Here is a 16,907-nt window from a genome sequence, read left to right as displayed (position 1 = left end):
TGTCCTAAATGGATCAGTCTGTTTTAGCTTTGATGAGTAAGCTCATATGGCCATTTAAGATTTGCTGTGGACTCTTTAATTGAAAGCAATTGGCCGTATTAGAAAAATCAATTTTCATTTGCTCATCGAAAAAAACTGTTTTTGATTTTTCTGCATAAATCGTTCGATCATTTGTCTCAATCGCAATATCATCTGAATCTAGATTGGGGACAAACCATAATGCCACTACTCCATTAACCGCACAACCACAGCCGTCGGTATCGTATTTTAGCTTTAAGTAGCCGTCTCGGCCATCAATTCTTTGATTTATTTTTTCAGCTGCCGCTGCCGTTATATTAATCTCCACGTTTATTACTCCCCCTCTTTCAACATATGGTGATTGTACCATATGTTACGTGAGGTTGATTCTTCTTTGCTCATAGATTTAGGTCTCTGTTATCCGGATGTCAGCAATGGCATCCATTGGAATCCGGTGCACTTCTTCAAAGCGATCGATCACATGGAGCCTTTGTGTCAGTTCGTCCCAGTAATGGATTTTGCCTATCACGATTTCATAGTTCCGCATCCGGTAATGGGTGATCGTCACGTACTGATCATATTCAATCGCTTCGGACAAGACCTCGTTCATCATTTGCAGCTGCTGTTCATCCATTTCTCGTTTCTGTTCATACCGATCTTCCTTTACCCAATCTCTAAGCAGTTTTACGTGCTCAGGAAGCATCATCGACGTCCATTTGATCCTCCCACGATCGCGAATCATACGCTTCTCCTTCTTTCCATCTTTATCTCAGTCAAAGCGCTCCAGTCCTGTCGTGCACTAAACGAGCACCTCCGCTTTTATCTTTTGTGTCCTCCAACTAATGTGGCCCGATGCTTTGCCGTTCCGGCAGCCGTATAAGAAACCGCACGTAGCAAGGAACCAGAGCCAAAGCGTCTGCGCAGAGTATCTACCACATAGCCAAGCTCGCGCCTTTTATAGGCCCCTATATCGAAAAGATCGAGTTGAAGCTCACGGTCATCAACAATATTGCTGATGGCAATCGAAATTTGCCGCACCGTCTTTCCGGAGTAATGCTCTTGAAATAATTCAAGACAGATATGATAAAGTTCCATCGTCACATTGGTTGGCTGTCCGACCGTTCTCGAGCGATGAAAACCGCCGCCAAATTCATCCTGACTGTAGCCGACTCCGAGACTGATCGTTCTCCCTGCCTTTCGATGTGTTCGTGCCCGCCTTGCTACCTCCTCACACATTTCTAAAATGACCGTCTTAATTTCCGCTTCCTCTTTATAGTCCCTTAACAGAATTTGACTTTTGCCAAAGCTAATCTGCCCTTGGATAAGCGGTGCGCCCAATTCTGAAAGATCGACACCCCAGGCATGATAATAAAGCTGATTCCCCATGATGCCGAATTTCTTTTCCAACGTTTCTAAATCATAGCGGGCGAGCTGACCGACTGTAAAAATACCCATTCCATTTAATGTTTTTTCAACGCGTCTGCCAATTCCCCACATTTCCCTTAGTGGCGACACATTCCAAAGCTTGGTTTGAACATCTTCATACGTCCACTCAGCCACTCCTGCTTTCTTGGCATCAAGGTCTAGACACAGCTTTGACAGTAACATGTTAGGACCAATTCCAACCGCACACGGCAATTGAAACTCCCGCTCAATATCATTCTTTATTTTTCGGGCGATTGTGTGGGCATCCCCCCATAGACCAATCGCGCCATCCACTTTAATAAAACTTTCATCGACGCTATAGACATGAATCGCTTCTTTTGGAACATAGCGATTAAATACACGCGAAATTTCTGTCGCAATTCGCAAATACGTGGCCATTTTCGGTTCGACAATTTGAATCTTCGGGTCATTGGGAATCTCAAACATCCGTGAACCCGTTTTGATGCCAAATTCTTTTTTCATCCGCGGTGAAGCTGCAAGAACGATACTTCCCTGCCGCTCTTTTTGACCAACCACCACTAAATAACACTCCATCGGGTCAAGGCCATGCATGACAGCCGAACAGCTGGCATAGAAGCTCTTCATGTCGACACATAAAATTTTATTTTGCGGCAGTGCGCTGTAATCCACCATGACTATCCCCCACAACTTAAATATCGAACATTCGTTCCTTTTTAATATATTCATTATCATAAGCGAATATGCGTTCGTATTCAATGGAAATTTTTTGGCATTTTTTCGTTTATAAAAACTTAATAAAAAAGAGTATAATGTGTGTGAGGTGCATGTTTATGGATAAAAAACTAGTGGTGAAAATGATAAAAAATTGTTTTAAACAGTATTATAAAGAGGATGCCAATCCGATTGGCGACAAAGAACTAGAGGAACTTACGAATCGAATTCTCCAATTGAAAGAGGATGAACCTACTGCAGATTTATATGAGGTGGTTAATGATACAGTCTATGAATTTTTAACAGGCTAATGAAAATTCCAAAACAAAAGCCCCTGAAACAGAGGCTTAACAATTGGCTTATTTTTGATTAAATGCCCGCCTGCCAATCCGCTCAAACAGCCGAGGAAAAAGAACATATACAACGCTCCCCATGTTCATCCAGCGCGGCAAATTAATCTCCCTTGTTTTCGTCAGCATACTGTCAACGACTTTCCCGGCGACATACTCAGGCTTAAGCATAAATCTCTGTACATTTTTAACATAGGTGCCTTTTTCGTCGGCAATATTAAAAAAGTTGGTAGCGATTGGTCCAGGGTTTACCGAAGTCACCTGGACATTATAATCGGCAAGCTCCATTCGCAAAGAATTTGTGTACCCAAGAACGGCATGCTTCGAAGCAGAATAAACACTCGATTTGGGCGTGGCAATTTTCCCAGCCTGTGAGGCAATATTAATAATATGACCAAACCGCCGTTCGCGCATTTTCGGGAGCACCATACTTGTGCAGGCCATAAGACCAACCACATTCACATCAAACATTCCCTTGATTTCGTCCAATGTCGCCAAGTGGGCTTCACGAAAAATTCCAAAGCCGGCATTATTGACGAGGATATCAATATCCCCGATGGTATCGAAAATCCGTTGAAAAACCTTCTCCACCTGACCTGTATCCGATACATCCAACTGATAAACATCGACTTTAACGGGATGCGTTTGCAGGAGATCCCTTCGCAATTGCTCGAGCTTACCAATACTTCGGGCTAATAAAACAAGATTGGCCCCGCTAGAAGCACAAAGCTTGGCGATTTCCGCTCCAATACCTCCTGATGCACCAGTAATCACGATATTTTTACCTTTTAATTGTTCCCTAACCATTTCTACACCTCATCTGAGTTGATTCCAATGCTAAAGTTTAGCCTGATAAAGAACGGGATTTGTCCCCTTACTAATAATCTCCCCGATAGATGATAAATAGTCAAGCTGAGCGACGGTTTCTGATATAGTCAACATCAATTGGCGTCGATAAACCGAAGGGAACAGGCGTTTACAAATTTCAAAAACAGTCAGCTCTTCTTCTCTTAACCAGCTATGGACTGTCATGGCCCGCTCATGTTGGCGTATCAATCGTTTATCAATCAACTCTGCTAATTTGTAGACTTCTTCACCATGCCCGGTGTAAACACATTGAATCGGATACGATAGCAGCTTCTTCATCGAGTCATTATGCTGAAGCTGAGGCTTTGGTCTTTCCGTTTCACCAGGGGCTGGCGGTTCAAGCAATGGATTGGGTGAAATATGTGCTAAAATCAAATCTCCGCCAATTAAAATTCCATCTTTTTCTCGAAAAAGGGCAATTTGACTTTGGGCATGACCCGGAGTTTCAATAACCTGCCAATCGTTTAGCCCAGGAGGTCTCATTCCTTCAATAAGATGTCCAGACAACGAACGGTTACAAGAATACTTTAAGGTTTTTCTTAGCTCCGATAGCAATGGGATAAATTCCTCAGGCAGACCAAACTCTAGAAAATGCACACGGAAAAATTCTTCTTGTTCTTGAAAAAAAGCTTCTGTTTGATGAATCCAACGTTCATTTAGATAATGACCATATACTTCTAAGGACTCCGAAAAAAAGTCAAGCATCCCAACATGATCAGGATGATGATGTGTTAAAATCACCTGTTCAATATCGGCAGGACTCAAGCCTAACTCCCCAATTTGTTCCTTAAAGGACCCCCAAGACTCCTTTGTTTTCACTCCAGCGTCAACAAGAGTTAAGCGTTCGCCTTTTATTAAATACACATTGACATCCCCGACAGCGAAAGGAGTTGGCACTGTAATTTTTGCTATTCCGTCTTTCCATTTTGTCATTCCTAAATCCCCTTATCATTATTTTCAAATAAAGAATTCATTGATATAGATATGAACATTATGTGACATTCATTATATATACTAAAGTGTAGCGATTTTTTAACCAAATGTCATTATAACCGCATAATTTTTTAGAAAAAATAAAAAATTCAATGAATTTATTTCTTGACAGATAGGTTGGGATCTTGCATAATCTGCAAAATAAGGGAGGAACATTCATGAAAAAAATCGCAATTATTGGTGCAGGATCGATGGCTGAGGCATTCATTTCAGGAATTCTCGAAAATGGGTTTATTGATAAAAAAAATATCTGGATTACAAATAATTCTAATCAAAAAAGATTAGCTAACTTAGAAACTCGTTATGGAATTCGAACGACTTATCATTTGAATGAACTGTTTGATCAAGCAGACATTGTGATGTTAGCCATGAAACCAAAGGACGTCGCGACTGCCATTCAATCGATTCGCGAACATTTAACAGAGCAAATGCTCGTCGTCTCTGTCCTAGCCGGGGTGTCCATGGAAACAATTGAAACATTAGCACGAATACCATTAGCGATTGTGCGATCCATGCCAAATACTTCCGCCGCTGTTGGAAAATCGGCAACCGCTGTTGCCGTCAACCATCGAGTTACTAAGCAGCAGCTAGAAACAACCAAAAATCTTTTTGATACCGTTGGCTTGGCATCATTTGTCGAAGAAGAGCAATTAGATGCTGTTACTGGACTTTCGGGGAGCGGTCCCGCCTATATTTATTATCTAATTGAAGCCATGGAGAAAAGTGCCGTTGAAGTGGGTCTGGAAAAAGAAATGGCCAGTGCACTGATTGTCCAAACACTCCTTGGTGCTGCGGAAATGGTGAAAAACTCAAGTAAGTCCTCTACCCAGCTGCGCAAAGAGGTTACAAGTCCTGGAGGGACAACTGAGGCTGGGATTAAAGTGCTTGAAGAACATAGGGTCCAACAAGCATTCATATCTTGTATCAAAGCAGCCACGGCTCAATCAAAAAAAATGGGGGCCGAATTAAGTTCCAAGCTTCAAATAGCAGATCAGCCTTCTTGAGTTTGATTTTTGCCTTTCTTCCTTTACACTAAGGGAAAAAGGCTAGGGAAGTGTCAGGTATGCTAACGATCTTATTTTCTTTAGGTATTCTAGTATGGAGTATTTTTCTATTAGACGGTCTGATTGGATTGCACAAAATCGACCCGCTGGAAAAAGAAGAAGATTTAGAGAGTGGGTCATTATTATCCGTAGTAGTCGCGGCTCGGAATGAGGAAAAACAAATCAGCACAAGTATCCTCAGTCAATTGGAACAGACCTATAAAAACGTGGAATGGATCCTTGTTAATGATCGTTCCACTGATACTACTGGAACAATCATGGAAGAACTAACAAAAACAGATCCTCGTATTAAAGTAATCCATATCGAAACATTACCAGCCGGATGGCTTGGAAAAAATAACGCCCTATACAAGGGTACGCTCATAGCCTCAGGTAAATGGATATTATTTACTGATGCTGATGTTAAATATGATAAACATGCTTTCGCCAAAGCCCTTCATTATTTTGAAAGACATCAGTTGGACCACCTAACCGCTGCGCCAAACTTAAGTGCGCACCGGTTTTGGCTCAAATCATTTGTTGCCTTTTTCCTATTTGGCTTTTCATATTTCAAACGTCCTTGGCTGGCCAATAACCCCAAATCAAAGATCGGAACAGGCATCGGTGCCTTTAATCTTGTTTTAAAAGAAGCTTATGAATCTTTTGGAACACATGAAAGAATAAAAATGCGCCCAGATGATGACTTGCAGCTAGGGATGAAAATGAAAAAAGCAGGCTACAGACAGAGAATTGTCACCGCCCTACAGCTAATAGAAGTGGAATGGTATGGAAGTCTAAGAGAGGCTTTAGTAGGACTGGAAAAAAATACTTTTGCTGGCTTACACTACCGAATAAGCATGGTGATCTTTTCGGTCTTAGGAGTTTTTATCACAAACGTTCTGCCCTTTATCATGATTTTTTCAGGGAACAAAACGATTGCATTGTTATCCTTCGGAAATATAGTCCTTAGTGGGATTCTTTATGTGATTGTCATAAAAAAATTAACCTTATTTTCCCCGATGATGTTTTTGGTTTTTCCCATCACTGCCTTACTGTTTATTTATTCGATCATTCGGGCAAGTCTGTTAACCTTTAAGCGCGGTGGAATTGTCTGGAGAGGGACTACCTATAAATTAAGTGAACTCAGAGAAAAAGACTAGAAGCTTGTTTTTTCATTAATCGATCCTTTTTGCTATATTAGAAAAGGAGAATATATTGGATTCAGGAGGCTTCTAAAATGGTATCAAAACTATTTTCCCCTTATACAATCAAGGGGGTTACGCTTAAAAATCGGATTGTAATGGCACCCATGTGCATGTATTCCAGTCATAACGAAGATGGCCATGTTCAAAACTGGCATCGTACCCACTACACAAGCAGAGCCGTCGGTCACGTGGGACTGCTCATTGTTGAAGCAACAGCAGTAACATCGCAAGGCAGAATTTCAACACAAGATTTAGGGATTTGGAGTGATGAGCATATTGAAGGCTTTCAAGAGCTTGTGGGCTTAATGAAGGAGCATGGGGCAAAGACAGGGATTCAACTCGCCCATGCTGGTCGAAAAGCCCAATTAGATGGAGAAATTCATGCTCCGTCTGCACTAGCTTTTAATAGAGACATGAAAACACCAAAGGAAATGTCAAAAACAGATATTAAAGATACAGTAGAAGCCTTTAAAGAAGGGGCAGAACGAGCAGCAAAGGCTGGTTTTGACGTAATTGAAGTTCATGGTGCGCATGGGTATCTCATCAATGAATTCCTTTCACCTCTTACCAATAAAAGAACCGATGAATACGGTGGATCACCTGAGAACCGCTACAGAATCCTCCGCGAAGTGATTGATGCAATCAAAACCGTCTGGGAAGGTCCATTATTTGTGAGAGTTTCTGCACATGATTACCACGAAGAAGGGTTAACGCCAAATGATTACATAACATATAGTCAATGGATGAAAGAACAGGGTGTCGATTTAATCGATGTAAGTTCTGGTGGGGTTATCCCTGCCCATATTGACGTATATCCTGGCTACCAAGTAAAATACTCCGAAACCATTAAAAATGGTGCTAACATCCCAACAGGTGCGGTAGGCTTAATTACTTCGCCAATCCATGCGGAAGAAATTTTACAAAATGAAAGAGCGGATTTAATCTTCTTAGCACGTGAACTGCTACGCGATCCCTATTGGCCGCGAACTGCAGCAAAAGAACTAGGTGTGCAAATTGCGGGACCGAAACAATACGAACGCGGCTGGTTATAATATATAGAGAGGATGTCAATTGACATCCTCTCTTCATTTTAAACTGCATTCAAGTTCCCTAGTTAATGCTTAAGCGGGATATTTATTTCTTTAAAATCCTCGGCAATATCTGTATTTGGAAATATCCCCTTCGCCTCATCTACTAATTCTAACCAGTCCTTTCGATCGTAGCGAGAACTAATGTGAGTCAGACACAATTGCTTACAACCAGCTATCTTTGCGACTTGTGCGGCTTGATGTGTGGTCGAATGAAAATAGTCATGGGCTAGTTTTTCTTCATTAGCAGAAAAAGTCGCTTCATGTACCAAAAAATCGGCATTATTAGCCAAAGAAATCGCATTTTCACAGTAACGGGTGTCACCTAATATCGTCACAATTCTCCCCTTCTGTGTGGGTCCAAGAAACTCCGTTGGATTTATTGTCCTGCCGTCTTCAAGTATTACGGCTTCACCATTTTTTATTTTTCTGAAAATCGGCCCTGGCGCAACACCCGCATCCTTCAACTTCTCAGCAAGCAAGGTTCCCGGCCTGTCCTTTTCGATAATACGGTATCCATAGGAAGGAATACCGTGATCCAGTCTGAGCGTTTCTACCTTAAACTGATCATCTTCAAAGATAACCCCTTCGTCAACTTCATTTACAGTCAGAGGGTATTTCAAATAGGTCTGGCTTAATGAGAGGCTGGTGTGTATATACTCTTTTATTCCCTTCGGCCCATAAACCGTCACCTCCGATTCCCCCCCCTGGAAAGAACGGCTTGATAATAATCCTGGCAGACCGTAAATGTGATCACCATGTAGGTGGGTAATAAAAATTTTTTCAATTCGCCGTGGTTTTAGCGAAGTATGTAAGATTTGATGCTGCGTAGCCTCTCCAGCATCAAATAACCAAACTCCCCCCCGCTCCTCAAGCAATTTCAATGCGATTGACGTCACATTGCGGAGTTTTGCCGGCATTCCGGCCCCAGTTCCTAGGAAAAATATATCCACAAATAAATGCTCCTCTCAATTCCATTCCTTATATCTAATATTGTCAATATAGCACAAAAAGAAATCAATTTCTCGTAAAGGTGGGCTAATTTATGTAGTGAATATCAGGGATTATTATGTGAAAAATAAAAGAAATTAAATACTGCATTGTATTATTTTTGCGAAGTCTAACAGAATGAGATAAAATCAAACAATGTGAACTTAAAGTTTCAGGCATTTTTACATAAACAGAAAAGAGGTCTTTAATTTGACGCAAACTGGAAACGTAACTTCATTAATTATGATTTTTGGTGCGACTGGTGATTTAGCTAAACGGAAGTTGTTTCCTTCCCTCTACCGGTTATTTGAGAAAGGTAAATTAAATAAATTTGCGGTTATTGGGGTGGCAAGAAGATCCCTTACTAAGGATGAGTTTCAACATTCAGTAAAAGACTCAGTCTTATCTGCCTTAGGTAAAAAAGACAAGATTGATGAATTTGTCTCCCATTTTTACTATCAATCCCATGATGTTTCAGATTCCCATTCTTATGCCTTGTTAAAAACTTTAGCAGATGAAATTGATGGAAATTATCAATTGGAAGGCAACCGTATTTTTTATCTCGCCATGGCCCCTGAGTTTTTTGGAACGATTGCCTTACACTTAAAATCAGATAAACTGACGGAAGTAAAAGGCTATAAACGACTTGTAATTGAGAAGCCCTTCGGACATGACTTACCATCCGCAATCGAGCTAAATAAGCAAATTAGAAGTGCGTTTAAAGAAAAAGAAGTTTACCGTATCGATCATTATTTAGGAAAAGAAATGGTGAGAAACATCGAGGTAATCCGTTTCGCCAATGCTATTTTTGAGCCGCTTTGGAATAACCGCTATATCTCGAATATTCAAATCACCTCAAGTGAAATACTCGGTGTTGAAGAACGCGGACGTTATTATGAAACAAGCGGCGCCCTAAGAGATATGCTGCAAAACCATATGCTGCAAATGGTAGCATTGCTTGCAATGGAACCACCTATTAACCTTTCCACCGATGAAATTCGTTCTGAAAAGGTTCGTGTATTCCGTGCGCTTCGATCGATTGAAGGAGATAAAGTAAATAATTATTTTGTCCGCGGTCAGTACGGTGAAGGAACGGTTCAGGATGTCCAGGTTCCTGCCTATCGCGATGAACAAATGGTGGACAAAGAATCAAATACTGAAACCTTTGTTGCCGGAAAGATCATGATTGATAATTTCCGTTGGGCGGGTGTTCCTTTTTATATTCGGACAGGGAAAAGAATGTCAACAAAATCAACAAAAATTGTGGTTCAATTTAAAGATATTCCAATGAATTTATATTACCAGACTGACAAGATGTTAAATCCGAACCTCCTTGTGATTCATATTCAACCAGAGGAGGGAATTACCCTTCACCTAAACGCCAAGAAAGCGGGCGGGCATTTGGATGCGCAAGAAGTAAAACTTAGCTTCGCCAATACTGGCATCCATGCGATGAACACTCCAGAAGGCTACGAAAAACTTCTTTTGGATTGTATGCGAGGGGATGCTACTAATTTCACGCATTGGGATGAGGTCGCCTATTCCTGGAGCTTTGTTGATAAAATTTCCGCGGTATGGGAAAACACGAAGGCTGATAACTTCCCCAATTATCAGTCAGGGACAATGGGTCCCAAAGAAGCGGAAGAACTATTGGAAAAGGATGGCTCCTTCTGGTGGCCGGTTTCTGATTTAGAAGTAGATATTTGCAAGTAAAATCAAAAAGCACCACTTTGTTAATCAATACAAAGTGGTGCTTTTAGTCTGTTTGATTATTTTTATGGGGAAAGTCCCGTAGAAAATCTTTATTAAAGCTCGTCCCTGTACCGATATTATTGTCGGAAGGAGCTTGATGTCCGGCTGCATTTTCAATAATTTTTTTACCATATTTTGCACGAAGAATGGAGAGTGTATTAAGTAACGGTTCCTTTTTCGCGTCTTTTTCAAAGGAAAACAAATCTAATTGCTTATAGGCATGGTCAAAATCCATTAAATCTGTACCTGTAATCCCTAACAAGCGGACAGCGTCACCAGTCCAAGCCTTTAGAAAGATTTGCTCCGCAAAAGAAGAAATGTCATCCTTATGATTGATTGGGTTAGGAAGTTTTTTACTCCTGGTAATGGTTTTTCGGTCCTTATAGCGGATAGTTACTCCAAGAGTTCCAGCAAGGACATTCTTACGTTTCAGCCTAACTGAAACAGTTTCCGCTAATGACGTTAACACACGAAAGAGCTCTTGTTGATTACTAACATCCCTAGGAAGAGTTGTTGAATTGCCGATGCTCTTAAAATCCTCAATTGATTCTGGGTCAACTGGGCGATGGTCTATCCCATTGGCTCGTTCTTTTAATCGAATTCCATTAATGCCTAGCAGGGTTTTTAGTTGAATCTCATTGCCTTTTGCTAATTCACCAATTGTATAAATTTCAATCGTTTGTAATTTTTCGGCTGTCTTTTTACCAACACCATGCATTTCGCCTGTATTTAAAGGCCAAAGAATTTTGGGTATATCACGCTTCCGAAGAATGGTAATCCCCATCGGCTTTTTCATGTCTGAAGCTGTTTTTGCCAAAAATTTATTCGGAGCAATCCCTATGCTGCATGGTATATCAAGTTGTTCTAAAATCCTTTTTTGAATACTTTCAGCAATTTCAATCGGGCTTCCGTACTCAAAACTTTGGGTTATATCTAAGTATCCCTCATCAATCGATACAGGTTCTACAAGCTCTGTGTAGTGCCTAAGAATTTCAAACATAGCTATGGAAACAGAACGATACCGCTCAAAATTTGGTTTCATGACGATTAACTGCGGACAAAGCTTCCGCGCCTCCCAAAGTGCCATCGTTGTTTTGACACCAAATTTTCTTGCTTCGTAATTGCAGGTAACTATAATCCCTCTGCGCTCCTCTACATTTCCAGCAATCGCGAGCGGTTTCCCCTTAAGGTTAGGATCATATGCCATTTCGACAGACGCGTAAAAGCTATTCATATCCACATGTAAAATGACTCTTCCGTTTTTGGGGTACATTTCCTTCATGCTGCGGCACTTCCTTAATACATTTTTTCTTTAGTATAACAAAAAGGAGAACCGACAGTTAGGTTCTCCTTCCATTAGATTATTGATTTGCCACTTCAGCGATAATCGCAAGTGTCATTTCGGCTAATTTATACAATTCTTCCACAGGCATGCGTTCATTTGTAGTATGAATTTCTTCATAGCCAACAGCAAGGTTAACTGTTGGAATATTAAACCCTGCAAATACGTTAGCATCGCTTCCGCCACCGCTATGCTGAAGTTCACAGCTGCGCCCAATTTTTGCAGCAGCCTTACGAGCCACCTCAACGACATGGTCGCCTTCCCCAAACTTAAAGCCTGGATACATGACTTGCACATCTACTTCGGCTCTGCCGCCCATAGCTGCTGCAACAGTTTCAAAGGCTTCCTTCATTTTGTTCACCTGAGCTTGCATCTTTTCAGGGATCAATGAACGGGCTTCAGCTAAAATATCGACACGGTCACACACGATATTTGTTGCCTGACCACCTTCAAAGCGGCCAATGTTGGCAGTCGTTTCGTGGTCAATTCGTCCCAACGGCATTTTTGCAATTGATTTGGCTGCAATGGTAATTGCGGAAACCCCTTTTTCCGGAGCTACACCAGCATGAGCTGTTTTGCCGTAAATAATAGCTTTCACCTTCGCTTGGGTTGGGGCTGCAACGACAATATTCCCCACTAAGCCATCACTATCAAGAGCATAACCATATTTTGCTTTCATCAATGAAGAATCAAGTGCTTTTGCACCGACAAGTCCGGACTCTTCCCCAACCGTAATGACGAATTGAATCAAACCATGTGGGAGATTTTGTTCTTTTAATTGACGGATGGTTTCAAGCATGACAGATATACCGGTTTTATCATCCGCACCTAAGATTGTTGTACCATCAGTCACAACATATCCATCCTTAATGGACGGTTTTACCCCTTTTGCCGGTGTAACAGTATCCATATGACAGGTAAAATAAATCGGGTCAATCCCCTCTTTAGTTGCCGCAAGTGTACAGACTAAATTACCCGCACCATGACCAGTAATAGCAGTTGTATCATCTTCAAAAACTTCAAGACCAAGCTCAGTAAATTTTTGTTTTAATACCTTCGCAATTTCAGTCTCGAATTTTGTTTCTGAGTCAATTTGCACTAGTTCTAAAAATTCGTTCAAAAGACGTTCTTGATTAACCATTATATTGAACCCTCCAATTATGTACTCACTATACTAGTATACCTCTTTCTAAAGAACATCATCAAATTGAAAGAGTCGGAAGGCAATTTGAAATTATTATAGTGGTATATTTCCATGCTTTTTATATGGTCGGGACTCTTTTTTGTTTCTAAGCATTTCTAAGCCTTGGACAATCTTCATTCTAGTTTCGCGGGGGTCGATGACATCATCAACCATCCCCCTGCTTGCAGCAACATATGGATTGGCAAACTTCTCACGATACTCATCGATTTTTTGCTGTCTTGTCAGTTCCGGATTGTCACTATTGTTAATTTCCCTAGCAAAAATGATATTAGCGGCACCTTGTGGACCCATAACAGCAATTTCTGCATTCGGCCATGCGAATACCAAATCGGCACCAATTGACTTACTATTTAACGCAACATAGGCACCGCCGTAGGCTTTTCTTAAAATAACCGTTAATTTTGGGACGGTTGCCTCGGAATAGGCGAATAATATTTTTGCCCCGTGGCGAATGATACCGCCGTGTTCCTGCTTGACCCCAGGGAAGAACCCTGTCACATCCTCAAAGGTGATAATTGGGATATTAAAAGAATCACAGGTTCGGATAAATCGGGCAGCTTTGTCAGAGGAGTCGATGTCTAAGCCGCCAGCCATTACTTTGGGCTGATTACAGACAAGACCTACTGATTCACCCTTGATTCGAGCAAATCCAACAACAATATTTCTAGCAAAATCTCTTTGGATTTCCATGAAAGACTTCTCGTCTACTACTTGCTCGATGACTTTGCGGACATCATAGGGCCGAACCGTATCAAATGGAATAACATCCATTAAATCAGGGCGATAATCTTCGTCTTCCTCGTCTACTTCTACCATTGGCGCCCTTTCTTCATTATTCTGCGGCAGATAACTTAACAATCTGCGGACGTTTTCTAACACCTCTTCTTCGGAATCAGCGTGAAAATGGGCATTTCCACTAATAGAGCTATGTACATTCGCACCGCCCAATTCCTCTGCGGAAATCTTCTCACCAGTCACCGTTTCAATTACTTTTGGACCAGTAATAAACATTTGACTCGTCTTTTCCACCATAAACACAAAATCAGTAATCGCCGGTGAATAGACAGCTCCCCCCGCACATGGACCTAAAATGACTGAGATTTGCGGAATAACACCCGAATAAATCGCATTTCGATAAAATATATGACCATATCCATCCAAGGATACAACACCTTCTTGAATCCGTGCCCCACCCGAATCATTTAGACCGACAAATGGCGCTCCATTTTTCGCTGCTAAATCCATCACATTTGCAATTTTTTTAGCATGCATTTCCCCTAGTGCACCACCAAAAACCGTAAAATCCTGCGAAAAAAGATAAATTGGACGGCCATTTACTTTTCCATAACCTGTGACCACTCCGTCACCAGGACCCTTTTGCTCATCGAGACCAAAATCATTGGTACGATGCTCTATAAAAGGGTTGAGTTCAAAGAAAGTACCTTTGTCGACCAAAAGATCAATTCTTTCTCGGGCAGTCAACTTTCCTTTAGCATGTTGCTTCTCAATTCGCTCATCACCGCCACCCATCTCAACCTCACGGCGTTTATCATACAACTCATTTATTTTTTCAAATATATCTATCATTCTACCCCTTCAACCCCTTCTTCTCGCATAACTCAAATAACACTCCAGAGGATGACTTTGGATGCATGAAGGCAATGTTTGCTCCACCTGCACCAGTTCTTGGCTCCTCGTCAATCATGCGTATCCCTTTTTCTCTCATCTCGCTAATTCTCTCTTTAATCGATTCGACCCCTAATGCAACATGGTGGATGCCTTCACCACGTTTTTCAATAAACTTGGCAATGGCACTTTCGTTCGAAGTTGGCTCAAGCAGTTCAAGTTTGGTGCCTCCAGCCTGTAAAAAAGCAACTCTAACCAATTGAGTCTCAACCTCTTCAATTCCTAGTAATGGCAGCATCAGCACATCGGTATAAAAAGGAAGCGTACATTCAAGAGACTTCACAGCAATTCCAATATGATCAACTTTTTTAATCATTATTACCCCTCTGTTCTAAATATTAAAATTAATTAGACAATTATCTTATTCGTTAAAAAGTTCATAAATCCTTCCTAAATTACTTAGTTGTTCCGTTGTTCATTCTGGTTTTTCCTTGTACAATATAAATAAAGCTCCAAAATGTTTAAGGGAGGTACCCACTTTGAAAAAAAAGAAAACGAGAAAAATTATTGTTTATTTAATGTTGTTCGCCATGTTGGCCTCAACTCTCCTCATTGGAATCGGTAAATTTTTGTCTTAAAAATATAAAAAGGGACTGTTCCATTTGAACAGTCCCTTTGCTATTGTATTGCTCCATAATCTTGGGCAAGGATCTCATATGATTTTTTTGTGGAAATAACTAATATTTTTGTTCCTATAGGTATTAGTGGAAATAATGAGCTAACCACCTCGTTTTGAGTGCGGATACAGCCTTGCGAGACATATTTCCCAATTGATGAAGGCTGATTCGTTCCATGAATGCCAAAGGTTCTGCCATCCGTTCCCTTTGCATCAAAGCCAATCCATCTCGCCCCGAGTGGATTCTTTGGATCTCCTCCTGGAATATTCCCTTTCCGAAAATAAGGATCTTTAGCTTTTACCGTAATAGTGAAAAGACCTTCTGGCGTTAAGTCTTGGGTTTTCCCTGTACCCACGCTAACGACCGTTTGAACTTTATTTTCATTAATAAAAGCTAGTTCATTTTTACTTTTATTAACTATAACAAATGGGTCACCCGGCAAAGGATTTGGTCCCAATGGCCAAAATGGTGAAATGAAAAAAGCAATCAGGATATGCGATAAAATTTTTATCAAAGCAGCCACCTGCCTTTTTTTCCTAGTTTGCTTCAAGCCTACCAGTTTCATTCACATCTGAGGAAGATTTTAATCCTTTAAATGTACTTTTAATAATTAGATAATCTTTCATTTCATTAACTAATTGTAGTAAAGCAGCCCGCACTTCAAATTCTTCTCTTGTCTTCGGCAACTCCATCTCTTCAAATGTAACTTTCATTTCTCTTAATTTTTGAATATAAATATGAGCCGTATTTCTTGAATGAATGTTCTCCGAAAGTTCTTCAAGAAAATCGGCAATCATATGTCCTTGCGTTACGGTATGAGTAATGGAGGTGACAATAGGTAAAATACGTTCAATAATATCAAATTGTTTTTCCCTCATTGTAAAATAATGAAAATATGTATCCTCATCTCGTAAAAAGTGGTTTTCTACATCCTGTAGGGCTAGTGTGATTGCCTCATCTAGTAAACGAGCACCAACAGTAATTTCTTTTCCGTCCCAATTGCTATCCCCAATTCTTAAATATCGTACCATTTCAGAGAAAATGATCTTAAAATTCTCCTCAATTTTGCTTACATAGTTCTGTAGCTTTTTATCCACGCTTGGCATATACAGATTAATGAGTAATGCCACCCCAATCCCGATCGCGATAACCCCTAGTTCATTTAAAAATATCGCCATGGTTACTTTCCCTGCCATATAAATATGTAAAATAATAACACTGCTGGTCACAATACCATCAGGCGCTTTCAGCATTACAATCGTTGGTATAAAGAAAAATAACATTATCCCAATGACAATCGGGTGATATGAGATTCCTTCAAAGAATAAAGCTGAAAAAGGCATGGCTAATACGCAGGCAAGAAAACGATCCAGAGCCGTTCGGAGTGATCTCCGTTTTGTTACTTGAATACATAAGATTGTTAAGATACCTGCGGAGGCAAAGTTATCTAGTCCAAGCTGCTGTGCAAGTAAAATCGAAATGGCAGTCCCTACAGCTGTTTTCATTGTCCGATACCCGATCCGAAATTTCATAGTAATCTCTCCAAAAAAAGACGAAATAAAAAGATGGTCGATTCGACCATCTTAAGCATATCCTTATTAAATCATGCATTGCAAGGATATGCCATTTCAATA

Annotated in this window: 18 protein-coding genes; 6 read left to right on the top strand and 12 right to left on the bottom strand. The window is 40.6% G+C overall.

The genetic code is table 11. From position 1 onward, the window contains the following. Positions 1–13: 13 nt before the first annotated feature. The 3 genes from V7121_RS13130 to V7121_RS13120 all read right to left on the bottom strand — a co-directional run bounded on the left by V7121_RS13130 (position 14) and on the right by V7121_RS13120 (position 2,097). Positions 14–346, bottom strand: coding sequence for an iron-sulfur cluster biosynthesis family protein (locus tag V7121_RS13130; RefSeq protein WP_335496148.1), 333 nt, complete (start codon positions 344–346; stop codon positions 14–16). Positions 347–424: 78 nt separating this feature from the next. Then, complete coding sequence (locus V7121_RS13125) at positions 425–760, bottom strand: YolD-like family protein (protein ID WP_335496150.1); 336 nt, start codon at positions 758–760, stop codon at positions 425–427. 77 nt (positions 761–837) lie between these two features. Beyond that, the gene (locus V7121_RS13120) at positions 838–2,097 is read right to left on the bottom strand and encodes a DinB/UmuC family translesion DNA polymerase (protein WP_335546781.1); all 1,260 of its coding nucleotides are present in this window, start codon (positions 2,095–2,097) and stop codon (positions 838–840) included. Positions 2,098–2,255: 158 nt separating this feature from the next. Between V7121_RS13120 and V7121_RS13115 the strand changes: the two genes are divergently transcribed. Beyond that, the gene (locus tag V7121_RS13115) at positions 2,256–2,447 is read left to right on the top strand and encodes a YqzH family protein (protein WP_335496154.1); all 192 of its coding nucleotides are present in this window, start codon (positions 2,256–2,258) and stop codon (positions 2,445–2,447) included. A gap of 48 nt (positions 2,448–2,495) precedes the next feature. On the opposite strand, the gene V7121_RS13110 is transcribed toward V7121_RS13115, so the two are convergent. After that, positions 2,496–3,293, bottom strand: a complete 798-nt coding sequence (locus V7121_RS13110; RefSeq protein ID WP_335496156.1) for an SDR family NAD(P)-dependent oxidoreductase — start codon at positions 3,291–3,293, stop codon at positions 2,496–2,498. 30 nt (positions 3,294–3,323) lie between these two features. Continuing rightward, a complete protein-coding gene (locus tag V7121_RS13105; protein ID WP_335496158.1) occupies positions 3,324–4,286 on the bottom strand; it encodes an MBL fold metallo-hydrolase in 963 nt (320 codons plus the stop codon). 218 nt (positions 4,287–4,504) lie between these two features. Here V7121_RS13105 and proC point away from each other — a divergent pair, with 218 nt between their 5' ends. The 3 genes from proC to namA all read left to right on the top strand — a co-directional run bounded on the left by proC (position 4,505) and on the right by namA (position 7,646). Next, a complete protein-coding gene (gene proC / locus V7121_RS13100; RefSeq protein WP_335496160.1) occupies positions 4,505–5,350 on the top strand; it encodes a pyrroline-5-carboxylate reductase in 846 nt (281 codons plus the stop codon). A gap of 59 nt (positions 5,351–5,409) precedes the next feature. After that, positions 5,410–6,549: a glycosyltransferase gene (locus V7121_RS13095; RefSeq protein WP_335496162.1), complete on the top strand. Its 1,140-nt coding sequence runs from the start codon at positions 5,410–5,412 to the stop codon at positions 6,547–6,549. Positions 6,550–6,626: 77 nt separating this feature from the next. Beyond that, positions 6,627–7,646: an NADPH dehydrogenase NamA gene (namA, locus tag V7121_RS13090; protein WP_335546778.1), complete on the top strand. Its 1,020-nt coding sequence runs from the start codon at positions 6,627–6,629 to the stop codon at positions 7,644–7,646. 62 nt (positions 7,647–7,708) lie between these two features. Here the strand turns inward: namA and rnz are convergent, their stop codons facing one another. Beyond that, positions 7,709–8,635, bottom strand: a complete 927-nt coding sequence (gene rnz / locus V7121_RS13085; protein WP_335546776.1) for a ribonuclease Z — start codon at positions 8,633–8,635, stop codon at positions 7,709–7,711. 280 nt (positions 8,636–8,915) lie between these two features. On the opposite strand from rnz, the gene zwf reads away from it, so the two are divergent. Then, complete coding sequence (zwf, locus tag V7121_RS13080) at positions 8,916–10,385, top strand: glucose-6-phosphate dehydrogenase (RefSeq protein ID WP_335496754.1); 1,470 nt, start codon at positions 8,916–8,918, stop codon at positions 10,383–10,385. A 43-nt stretch (positions 10,386–10,428) separates the two neighbouring features. Here the strand turns inward: zwf and V7121_RS13075 are convergent, their stop codons facing one another. The 4 genes from V7121_RS13075 to mce all read right to left on the bottom strand — a co-directional run bounded on the left by V7121_RS13075 (position 10,429) and on the right by mce (position 14,972). Further along, the gene (locus V7121_RS13075) at positions 10,429–11,706 is read right to left on the bottom strand and encodes a DNA polymerase IV (protein ID WP_335496167.1); all 1,278 of its coding nucleotides are present in this window, start codon (positions 11,704–11,706) and stop codon (positions 10,429–10,431) included. A 79-nt stretch (positions 11,707–11,785) separates the two neighbouring features. Next, complete coding sequence (locus tag V7121_RS13070; protein WP_335496170.1) at positions 11,786–12,907, bottom strand: tripeptidase T; 1,122 nt, start codon at positions 12,905–12,907, stop codon at positions 11,786–11,788. Between the two features lie 96 nt (positions 12,908–13,003). Continuing rightward, on the bottom strand, positions 13,004–14,557 hold the full coding sequence (locus V7121_RS13065) for an acyl-CoA carboxylase subunit beta (RefSeq protein WP_335496173.1): 1,554 nt from the start codon (positions 14,555–14,557) through the stop codon (positions 13,004–13,006). A gap of 1 nt (position 14,558) precedes the next feature. Further along, on the bottom strand, positions 14,559–14,972 hold the full coding sequence (mce, locus tag V7121_RS13060) for a methylmalonyl-CoA epimerase (RefSeq protein ID WP_335496175.1): 414 nt from the start codon (positions 14,970–14,972) through the stop codon (positions 14,559–14,561). A gap of 163 nt (positions 14,973–15,135) precedes the next feature. Between mce and prli42 the strand changes: the two genes are divergently transcribed. Continuing rightward, a complete protein-coding gene (prli42, locus tag V7121_RS13055; protein ID WP_335496177.1) occupies positions 15,136–15,234 on the top strand; it encodes a stressosome-associated protein Prli42 in 99 nt (32 codons plus the stop codon). 40 nt (positions 15,235–15,274) lie between these two features. Here the strand turns inward: prli42 and V7121_RS13050 are convergent, their stop codons facing one another. Then, entirely contained in the window at positions 15,275–15,787 is a 513-nt protein-coding gene (locus tag V7121_RS13050) for a L,D-transpeptidase (RefSeq protein WP_335496180.1), read from the bottom strand. 22 nt (positions 15,788–15,809) lie between these two features. Further along, positions 15,810–16,805, bottom strand: a complete 996-nt coding sequence (locus V7121_RS13045) for an aromatic acid exporter family protein (RefSeq protein WP_335546775.1) — start codon at positions 16,803–16,805, stop codon at positions 15,810–15,812. Positions 16,806–16,907: the final 102 nt, after the last annotated feature.

It is taken from the genome of Neobacillus drentensis, from assembly GCF_036962125.1.
Classification (GTDB): Bacteria; Bacillota; Bacilli; order Bacillales; family Cytobacillaceae; genus Neobacillus; species Neobacillus drentensis_B.
The sequence above is the reverse complement of the archived record's forward strand: the minus strand, read 5'-3'. Positions and strand labels throughout refer to the sequence as shown.